Origin of the sequence: Alteromonas sp. BZK5, assembly GCF_014349115.1 — a bacterium.
Lineage (GTDB): Bacteria > Pseudomonadota > Gammaproteobacteria > Enterobacterales > Alteromonadaceae > Alteromonas > Alteromonas macleodii.
In genome coordinates, this window is sequence record NZ_JACSOE010000272.1 from 1 (window position 1) to 1,144 (window position 1,144).

The 1,144-nt window shown below is 37.4% G+C and carries 1 protein-coding gene; it reads right to left on the reverse strand.

What is annotated here, in order from left to right; all coding sequences use genetic code 11:
• Positions 1-1,108, reverse strand: a 1,108-nt coding sequence (locus BIZ39_RS21895; RefSeq protein WP_187448129.1) for a hypothetical protein, incomplete at its 3' end; no start/stop codon positions are given.
• Positions 1,109-1,144 lie beyond the last annotated feature (36 nt).

The following is a 1,144-nucleotide window of genomic DNA, read 5'->3' on the forward strand; positions in this document are numbered from 1 at the left end:
CCCCAGTGTTGCTGTTGCGAGTTTTTTGATGAAACTCATTCAACAGCGTTTCCGTTATACCTAACTTTTGGATGGCGCGCTCACGATGGGTATTTGGTAATGTTGAGATGGCTTTGACAACACTTATTGCCCATTGAGAATATTCTGCTTCATTTTCCGGGTTTGCACTTTCATCGCTGAGTCGGTTTTCATAACCTAACCCTTCTTTTTCTTCATCTTGATGCATTGATATTGTAGATTTTGTGTTCTTAAATCTAACATCAGCAATTATATCGCTAGTCCAGTGCATTGCTGGGTACTTTCTTCGCATCGTGATAAGTGCGAGTTCTTCATCGAAATACTCTTTACCATTACTGACCGTCAAACCAGCTTGTAGAACTTCTCCCTGTTTATTTGCATAGACCGGTGGGAGTTTCACGATGTCATCGTTTGACATACAGTTACTGCATTCTTGCTCTATATATTTTTTTGCAAATGTCGTGAAAGAAAACTCGGGGTTGTATTTGTATACTTTTTCTAGAAGCATTGTGATTGAACTAGACAGATAGCAATCCAACTTATCTCTTCGCGAATCAGCATCAAGTTGTTTAAGATTTTTACTTAATGTCTGATTGATTACGCTTCTTACGAAAGGCTGATTACTCAATACAAAACTGTCTCTGCATTCTTTGATATTTCTGTATTTTGCAGATAAGCTTTTTATGTTCTGCCAAAAAATCATAACCTCATTTACATCTTCTACACCGCACGCACTGCATAGAGCTGTCAGTTCATCTCTACATTTTTCAGTGAATTCCTTCCGAAGTTTTATAAACTCTTCTTCTGTTAGATGAAGTTCTTGCTCTTCAAATAGTTCTTTGTCGAATTCACCTGCCATTAACAATGAAGGCGTGTGCACGGTATAAAACTCAACATTTTTTCTGATGAAAATCTGTAATGCCCGCTCTACTTTTCTGCAGCATTCAAAAATAACATCGGTTTTCTTATATATGTCGATTCTAATATTTTGATGAAAATTTAGGTACTTTAACTGTCCGCCGATTTCAGCGTAGTCGCTTTCAGAAACTTCACCATCGGCGATCCGCTCTTCTATCAATTTCAACTGCATGAAAATAATCGAGAGAACACATTCGATATTTGATTT